This window comes from Polaromonas sp. P1_E1_2 (assembly GCF_056406035.1).
Map to the genome: position 1 here is coordinate 1 of NZ_JBFUAZ010000144.1, position 8,035 is coordinate 8,035.

The following is an 8,035-nucleotide window of genomic DNA, read 5'->3' on the forward strand; positions in this document are numbered from 1 at the left end:
GCATCGCGTACTGCGCTGTAGTAGGCAGGGTAGTCACCCGCAACGCAGTTTATTTCGCGCCTTACGCAAGCGCCGTCCGTCCAAACTGAAACCTCGGCAGGCAAGGGATCAACTCCCCAGTCCAGGGCGGGTGGATGCTTTCCGGCTTTTAGCGCATTTTCTTGTGGATCAAGACCCATCTTGAGGAAACTGCCCAGGCTTCCATGCACTGTGAAGCGCGACCCCGGCGCCGGCGTCAGGGCACTGCCATGCAGAATGACCCGGCTTTGGCCATGGCGCAACACGGCGTGAAACCAGTCGGGAGTCTTTGCGCCATTGCGTTGTTCTGCCAGGTCGAGTGCAATCGATTCGGGAAGCCCGAATAGCTGCAGTGCCTGATCCAGCAAATGGGCTCCAAGGTCGTACCAGAGTCCACCGCCCGTATCGGCTTGTTCGCGCCAACGGGCAAGAACTTCCGGCCGGTAGCGATCGAAGTGCGATTCAAAATGAACGATTTTCCCCAGCTCACCGGAGGCAATGACCTGGCGCAGCGTAAGGAAGTCTGCATCCCAGCGACGGTTGTGGAAGACCGAAAGCAAGCGCCCAGCGGCTTGTGCTTTTGCCTGCAATTGCCGCGCTTCGTCCAACGTTACCGTAAAGGGTTTGTCGACCACCACATGCTTGCCCGCGGCCAGCCCTGCGCAAGCGAGCGAAAAATGTGTGTCGTTGGGTGTTGGTATCACCACAAGGTCAATGTCCGGACGCGCAAAAATCCGCTCTGCAGTTGCCTCGACCTGCACGTCGGGCCAGTCGGCATACACCTTGGAAGGATTGCTGCTTGAAATCGCGGCAAGTCTGAGCCCCGGGACTCCAGCTATCAAAGGCGCATGAAACGTTTTGGTGGCGTAACCGTAACCGACGATGCCAACGGAGAGAGTTTTAAGCACAAGGTGTCCCTTTTAGGTTGACCGCTTATCGAGGTTGCATCACGCGCTCGACCGTCTCAATCGTGATTGCCGCCGATTCGCCCACATAGTTGCTCGCAACAAGGGCCTGGGCCAGGCCCTCAGGAAGCCCATGCTTTGCAAACATCGGGTGCTCACTGATGCTTGTTATAAACGGAACGCCTTCGGATTGGGACCGTTGCGCTGCTTCGTAGAGTACCTTGTGTGCTTCGTGGCGTCCCATCAGCCTGGTAAGCCGCATCATGACGGCTTCTGAAGCGATCAGGCCGTTCGATAATTCAAGATTGTGCCGCATCGCCTCAGTGTTCACGGTAAGACCCTTTGCCAGCCTGGCAAGGGTCTCGGCAATGGACGCCGAGATGACGGCGATTTCTGGAAGCAAGGTGTCGGTCACGTTGGTTGCCGACGAGTCGCCTTCGTCCATTCGCACCATTGCTTCAAGGGCCGCAGGCACCCGCATCCGCATCATGCGCGCAAGGCTGACCAACAGCAGCGCGGTGGACGGATTGCGTTTTTGCGCCATGGTCGAGCTGCCTACCTTGCCCATGTGAAACGCTTCCGCAATCTCCCCGATTTCTGTGCGCTGCATGAATACGACGTCTTGCGCGATTTTCTGCGCGGAACCTGCAAGCAGCCCCAGTGCTGAAATGTAGTCGCACACGCGGTCGTAAGACGAACGGCTTGGCAGCCCGGCTGGCGGTAACCCGAGTTGCTCGGCCATGCGCGCTTCCACGGTCCGGCCTTTGATGCCCATCGCTGCGAAAGTGCCTATCGCACCGCCCATGCACGCGACGAACGACGAGGCCAGACGCTGCGTCAGGCGATCCCRATCCCGATCCAGTTCGTCGATCCAGCCGGCAAGCTTGAAGCCGAACGTCATTGGCAATGCATGTTGACCGTGTGTACGGCCCGCCATCACCGTTGCCCGGTGTTCCTGCGCCAGCCTGCCAAGTGTGGCGATGGCTGCATCCAGATGACCCGTCAACAAGTGGTGTGTCTCGCGCATCTGCAGTGAACTGGCGGTATCGAAGATGTTCTGGGTCGTCGCCCCCCAATGGATATAGCCCGCCGCTGGGTCGCCGCACAGTTCCTCGAACTGGGAGAGGACGGGAACGAGCGGATGTTGAGCAAACGCGATGTCCCGGGACAGGCGTTCCAGATCGAAGAGCCGGGCATCGGCCTTCTTCCCGATGATTTGCGCAGCCTCGGTGGGAATGACGCCGAGTTCGGCTTGGGCATGAGCCAGTGCTGCTTCAACATCGAGCCATGCCTGCAACGTGGCCCTGTCGCTCCAGATGCGTTTGGCTTCGCCGCTGAACCAGTGGCCGGTAATAAATGATTCAAACATACTGGTATTCATGGACGGCTTGGATTGTGACGCGGCAAGCCTATTGGCATGCTCGCTAAAATTTTTGATTGATACATATTGTATTTGTGTAATTCTATGTTTTATATAGAATAAATTTAAAATTAATACAAATTACAATAAATACAAATACAATATACTCGCCATGCATTCAGCGGGTACATAAAACATGGAGACACGTCATGGAAGATTTTTTTGCTCGCCAGCGATCCGGGCGTCGCAGGCTGTTGAACCAGCTTGCCTTGCTGGGCGCCGGCGCGTTATTACCGGGCATTGGCCGCGCACAATCGGACAAGCCTGTATCGCTGATAGTCGGGTACTCTGCCGGCGGCAGTGCCGACCTGGTTGCCCGTGTTGTGGGGGCCGAACTGTCAAAGCGCCTGGGGCGTCAGGTCATCGTCGAGAACGTTGCGGGCGCCAGCGGCATGATTGCCGCGCAAAAAGTGCTCAATGCGCCAGCTGACGGTAACCTGATCTACATGGGAGGTACGGATACCGTGCTGGTGCCCATGGTCAATCCGAAGACCAGGCTGGATTGGGAGAAGGACCTTCTGCCGGTTGGAAGAATGACCACGGTGCCGCTGGTATTCGCCGTCCCCGCGGGTTCGCCCCACGCGACGCTTTCCGACCTGGCGGGCGCGCTGAGAAAAAGCGGTAAAGAGAACTTCAATTACGCAACACCCGGAATTGCGACGATGCAACATCTCTATGGGTCGCTTATCAACAAGCGGGCAAAGGTGGAAATGTTGCATATCCCGTACCGTGGTGGTGCCCAGATCGTGAATGATCTTGTGGGTGGCCAGGTAGACAGCGCGGTGCTGGTCTTGTCGACGGCGATGCCCTTTCTCAAGGAGGGCAAGATCAAGGCCCTGTCGGTGTCGGATAGTGCACGCGTTCCGCAACTGCCGAATGTCAGGCGCATTGGCGAGGAAGAGGGCTTCAACGGAATTTCGCTGCCGCTCTGGCAAGGCCTGTTTGTGAAAGCGGGAACCTCCCCCTCTATCGTGGCCGCTTATGAAAAGGCATTGCTGGACGCACTCGCGCAGTCAGACGTGCGCACAAAGCTGGCGGAAGCCGGCATCACGGTCGCTCCGATGACCGGCCGTGAGCTTCGTGCGTTCGTCGGTCCACAGGCCTCGCTGTACCGCGAAATTGTGAAGACCGCAAAAATCACCATGGAATGACGAGCGGCTCATCCTGGCCCGGTTGCGATAAAAAAAGATGACTGCATTGCCCGGCAGTCCTGGCGGCGGTGGGCGGCTTTTGGCCGACATCGGCGGGACCAACGCACGCTTCGCGTGGCAGGCCGGTGCCGGTGCCGGGGCATCCATCGATGACCTGGTGATATTGCCTTGTGCTGGATGTGCCAGCCTTGCGGATGCAATCCGGCATTACCTGGGCGTCGTGGGGCGAAGCGCCCCTCCTGACTGCGCAATCGCGATTGCCAATCCAGTGCATGGGGATCAGGTGCGAATGACCAATCATCGTTGGACTTTCTCGATCAAGGCACTGAAAGAGCAATTTGGATTCGCGAAGCTGCGGGTGCTGAATGACTTTACGGCGCTGGCCCTGGCGCTGCCCACGCTGAAGCCAGAGGAGTTGCGTCAGGTTCAGGGCGCAAAGGCCGCCCCTTTCGCTGCGATGGGTTTGATCGGGCCCGGTACCGGTTTGGGCGTTTCGGGGCTGTTGCCCGACGGGCAGGGTGGCTGGATCCCGATCGAGGGGGAGGGAGGGCATGCTACTTTGGCGGCTTGCACACCGCGTGAGCAAGCGGTACTCCGTTGGCTAAGCCGCCGCTACGGGCATGTTTCGGCCGAGAGAGCCGTATGCGGCCAGGGCCTGGTCGATATTTACCTGGCCATCAAAGAGGTTGACGGCTGTGCACCTGACGCCGGGCTTGATGCGGCGACCGTAGCGTCGGCAGCACTGGATGGGGGTGATCCCTGGTCTCGCGAAGCACTCGATCTTTTCTGCGCGTTCCTCGGAACGGTCGCGGGCAATCTGGCACTGACGCTCGGCGCTCGCGGCGGGATATTTATCGGCGGCGGCATCGTTCCGCGCATGGGAGAAGTTTTCGAGCATACGGCGTTTGGGCAACGCTTCAAGGCAAAGGGCCGCTTTGCACAGTTTCTGGCAGACGTGCCGGTGTACGTCATTCAGTCCGGGCAATCACCTGCGCTTCGCGGTGCCGCAATTGCGTTGGACAGCCCGTCCGCTTCAGTGCCTGGTGTTCCGCGAGACGGGTGACGCGGCTCGCGGTGCCGATGGAACTCATGCCCTATCGTTGATCGCTCAGTGTTTACGCGAGCTGCCCGAGCAAAAGGAACTCCATGAGTGCCTTTTGTGCGTGCATCCTGTTTTCAGCCTCATCCCAGACCACGGACTGCGGGCCGTCGATCACTTCGGCTTCGACTTCTTCGCCGCGGTGGGCAGGCAGGCAATGCATGAAAAGCGCGTCGGGTTTGGCCGCGGCCATCATTTCGGCGTCTACGCACCAGTCCGCAAAAGCTTTCTTGCGTGCTTCGTTTTCGGCCTCATAGCCCATGCTGGTCCATACGTCGGTGGTGACCAGGTCGGCACCAGCGCACGCCTGCATCGGGTCCTTGAAGACCTTGTAGCTTTCGGCCGAACGGATGCCGGCGATGGACTGGTCAACCTCGTAGCCGCCCGGGGTGCTCACGTGCACCTTGAAGCCGAGGATTTCGCTGGCCTGCAGCCAGGTATTGGCCATGTTGTTGCCGTCACCCACCCAGGCCACTGTCTTGCCCTTGATGGAGCCGCGGTGCTCGATGTAGGTGAAGATGTCGGCCAGGATCTGGCAAGGGTGGAATTCATTGGTCAGGCCGTTGATGACCGGCACGCGCGAGTGCTCGGCGAAGCGGTCGATCTTGGTTTGCTCGAAGGTGCGGATCATCACCAGGTCGACCATGCGGCTGATGACCTTGGCGCTGTCTTCAATCGGCTCGGCACGGCCCAGCTGGCTGTCGCCGGTGGTCAGGTGCACCACACTGCCGCCCAACTGGTACATGCCGGCTTCAAAGCTCACGCGCGTGCGCGTCGAAGCTTTTTCGAAAATCATCGCCAGCGTGCGGTCGACCAGGGGCTGGTGTTTTTCGTAGGCCTTGAACTTCTTCTTGATGATGGCGGCGCGCTCGAAAACATAGGCGTATTCGGCCGCGTTCAGGTCGCTGAACTGCAAATAGTGCCGCACGGCAGCAGGCGTGGAGGGGATCGCAGTGGTCACGCGTTTTTCTCTTTCAAAAGCTGCTTGATCAGCGGAACCAGGATGGCCACCGCTTCGTCGGCTTCAGCTGTGGTCATGATCAGCGAAGGCACCATGCGGATCACGGTGTCAGCGGTCACGCTCAGCAGCAGGCCGTTTTCGGCGGCGCGGGCGAGCAGCTCGCCGCACGGCACTGTCAGCTCAATGCCCAGCATCAGGCCGCGGCCGCGGATTTCTTTCAAACCTTTTTCGCCGGCCAGTTCCCGGGCCAACGCCGCGCGAAGGTGGTCGCCCACCTTCACGGCGTTGGCAAGCAGGCCTTCTTCTTCCATGATGCGCAGGGTTTCCACTCCGGCGCGCATGGCCAGCGGGTTGCCGCCAAAAGTCGTGCCGTGATTGCCGGGGCCAAAGATGTGGGCGGCCTTGGGGCCGGCAACGACTGCGCCAATCGGCACGCCAGAGCCCAGGCCCTTGGCCAGCGGCATCACGTCGGGCTTGATGCCCGCCCACTGGTGCGCAAACCATTTGCCGGTGCGGCCCATGCCGCATTGCACTTCATCGATCATCAGCAGCCAGTCGCGCTCGTCGCACAGCGCCCGCACGTCGCGCAGGTATTCGTCCTTCATGCTGTTGATGCCGCCTTCGCCCTGGATGGCTTCAAAGAATACGGCGACGACATTGGGGTTATTGGCCGTCGCCGCTTTCAGCGCATCGATGTTGTTGAGCGGCACGCGGATAAATCCCTCAACCAGCGGGCCGAAGCCGGCCTGCACTTTGGGGTTGCCGGTGGCGCTCAAGGTGGCGATGCTGCGGCCGTGAAAGGCTTTCTCGTAGACAACGATTTCCGGGCGCTCAATGCCCTTGTCATGGCCGAACTTGCGCGCCAGCTTGAGTGCGGCTTCGTTGGCTTCCAGGCCGGTGGAGCAGAAAAACACGTTTTCCAGGCCCGACAGCTCCACCAGTCTGGCGGCCAGGGTTTCCTGCAGCGGCACATGGTAGTAATTGGAGCTGTGGATGAGCTTGGCGATCTGCTCCTGCAGCGCGGGCACCAGCTTGGGGTGGTTGTGGCCCAGGGTGTTGACGGCGATGCCGCCCAGCGCGTCGAGGTAGGCCTTGCCGTTAACGTCCCAGACGCGGCAGCCCTGGCCGTGGTCCAGCGCGATGGGCAGGCGGCCGTAGGTGTTCATCACGTGAGGGGAGGCGGCTTCGATGTGCTTGGGAAGGGCTGCGGTCATGGAGAACTCCGGAACAAGGGCTGTAACAGGGCTGAAAATCGGAGGCCCGCAACAAGTGAAGCAGGCCAGGTACTCCGACCCAGAGGTATCGAAACATGAAAGTGCGCCTTCGAGCCCATGCCGTCGTTGCAAATCCTCGCCATAGCCAAAGCTATGTCTGCGGTTTGCGCCTAGGCCTAGGCCCGAATCCATCACTTTCACTTTGTTCCGATACCTTTGGGCCGGAGTACAGGTTGATTTTAGGCGCAGAGTTTGCAGGCTTTTGTGACGATCCTGCATCACTGCAATGCAGGCGCCTGGCGCCTCCTGATGTTGAAAATCAGGCATCAAGTCTTATATAAGAGTCGCAAATAAGATAGAATTGTTGTGCGGTGCAGCATGGGGTGAATACGATCCCTTTCCACGTCAGGCGCCGCAAAAACCCTCCATCCGATGGTCTCCAACACCGCCAAAGAAGTCTTCATTCAGGGTATTACCCGCGACGGCAAAACCTTCCGGCCCAGCGACTGGGCCGACAGGTTGTGCGGCGTGATGAGCCATTTCCGCCCGGGCGGCCCGCAGCCCGGCAGCCACCTGACCTACTCCCCCTGGTGCGTGCCCACCGTCATCAACGGCGTGAAGTGTGTGGTCGTTAACTCAGAGCTGCGCGAGGCCGAGCCCATGGCCTGGGACTTCGCCATCAACTTCGCCAAAGACAACGATTTACAGGTGGCCGAAGCCTGTTTAATTCCGGATCCCCCGCGCAAAGACTGAGGTTTTCGAAGCGCCCAACAAAAAAGCCGTCTTTCGACGGCTTTTTTGCTTTGCTGCAGCGCACCCTACAAAACGGCGGACGGTATTTTCAGAATGCCGTCCGGGCGATTTGCCTGATTGCTCAGGCGGCCTTTGCGGGGGCCAGTGCCAGGGCTTTCACCTTGGCGGACAGGCGGCTCTTGTCGCGCGCTGCCTTGTTCTTGTGGAAGATGCCCTTGTCGGCAACCGTGTCCACAATGCTTTGGGCCTTGGCGAACAGGTCCTTGGCTTTGTCTTTGTCACCGGCTGCAACGGCTTTTTCGACGTTTTTCACAGCGGTGCGGTATTTGGAGCGCAGCGAGGTGTTCGCAGCGTTGAGTTTGACGTCCTGGCGGACGCGCTTACGGCCCGACGCGAGGCGGGGGTTCTTTTTCTTGGGTTTGGCGGTAGCCATATATAAATTCCTTTAATCCTGGGGAGGAGTCTGTGGATGTTGCAGCAAAGCCCACGATTATATACCCCCACGGTCGCTCAC

At 59.5% G+C, this 8,035-nt stretch carries 8 protein-coding genes; 3 read left to right on the forward strand and 5 right to left on the reverse strand.

The annotated features are described in order from the left end of the window. Together AC1D1P_RS09175 and AC1D1P_RS09180 are read right to left on the reverse strand one after the other, a co-directional pair. A partial coding sequence (locus tag AC1D1P_RS09175; RefSeq protein ID WP_477672753.1) for an oxidoreductase occupies positions 1 to 926 on the reverse strand: 926 nt, incomplete at its 3' end. Positions 927 to 951: 25 nt separating this feature from the next. Further along, complete coding sequence (locus AC1D1P_RS09180; RefSeq protein WP_477672754.1) at positions 952 to 2,304, reverse strand: class-II fumarase/aspartase family protein; 1,353 nt, start codon at positions 2,302 to 2,304, stop codon at positions 952 to 954. 188 nt (positions 2,305 to 2,492) lie between these two features. On the opposite strand from AC1D1P_RS09180, the gene AC1D1P_RS09185 reads away from it, so the two are divergent. Further along, a complete protein-coding gene (locus AC1D1P_RS09185; protein WP_477671380.1) occupies positions 2,493 to 3,494 on the forward strand; it encodes a Bug family tripartite tricarboxylate transporter substrate binding protein in 1,002 nt (333 codons plus the stop codon). 37 nt (positions 3,495 to 3,531) lie between these two features. Further along, positions 3,532 to 4,557 carry a glucokinase gene (glk, locus tag AC1D1P_RS09190; protein ID WP_477672755.1) on the forward strand — a complete coding sequence of 342 codons (1,026 nt, stop codon included), beginning with the start codon at positions 3,532 to 3,534 and terminating at the stop codon, positions 4,555 to 4,557. 52 nt (positions 4,558 to 4,609) lie between these two features. Here glk and argF read toward each other — a convergent pair whose 3' ends face one another. Together argF and AC1D1P_RS09200 are read right to left on the reverse strand one after the other, a co-directional pair. Continuing rightward, entirely contained in the window at positions 4,610 to 5,554 is a 945-nt protein-coding gene (gene argF, locus AC1D1P_RS09195; protein ID WP_477671382.1) for an ornithine carbamoyltransferase, read from the reverse strand. After that, a complete protein-coding gene (locus AC1D1P_RS09200; protein ID WP_477672756.1) occupies positions 5,551 to 6,768 on the reverse strand; it encodes an acetylornithine/succinylornithine family transaminase in 1,218 nt (405 codons plus the stop codon). Before AC1D1P_RS09200 ends, argF begins: the two co-directional genes overlap by 4 nt. A 432-nt stretch (positions 6,769 to 7,200) precedes the next feature. Here AC1D1P_RS09200 and AC1D1P_RS09205 point away from each other — a divergent pair, with 432 nt between their 5' ends. After that, a complete protein-coding gene (locus AC1D1P_RS09205; protein WP_411885285.1) occupies positions 7,201 to 7,521 on the forward strand; it encodes a DUF3579 domain-containing protein in 321 nt (106 codons plus the stop codon). 121 nt (positions 7,522 to 7,642) lie between these two features. On the opposite strand, the gene rpsT is transcribed toward AC1D1P_RS09205, so the two are convergent. Beyond that, on the reverse strand, positions 7,643 to 7,954 hold the full coding sequence (gene rpsT, locus AC1D1P_RS09210) for a 30S ribosomal protein S20 (protein WP_007864125.1): 312 nt from the start codon (positions 7,952 to 7,954) through the stop codon (positions 7,643 to 7,645). Positions 7,955 to 8,035 lie beyond the last annotated feature (81 nt).

Coding starts and splice junctions, on each gene's coding strand:
- AC1D1P_RS09185 (WP_477671380.1), top strand. CDS start 2,493: ATGGAAGATTTTTTTGCTCGCCAGCGATCCGGGCGTCGCAGGCTGTTG.
- glk (WP_477672755.1), top strand. CDS start 3,532: ATGACTGCATTGCCCGGCAGTCCTGGCGGCGGTGGGCGGCTTTTGGCC.
- AC1D1P_RS09200 (WP_477672756.1), bottom strand. CDS start 6,768: ATGACCGCAGCCCTTCCCAAGCACATCGAAGCCGCCTCCCCTCACGTG.
- AC1D1P_RS09205 (WP_411885285.1), top strand. CDS start 7,201: ATGGTCTCCAACACCGCCAAAGAAGTCTTCATTCAGGGTATTACCCGC.
- rpsT (WP_007864125.1), bottom strand. CDS start 7,954: ATGGCTACCGCCAAACCCAAGAAAAAGAACCCCCGCCTCGCGTCGGGC.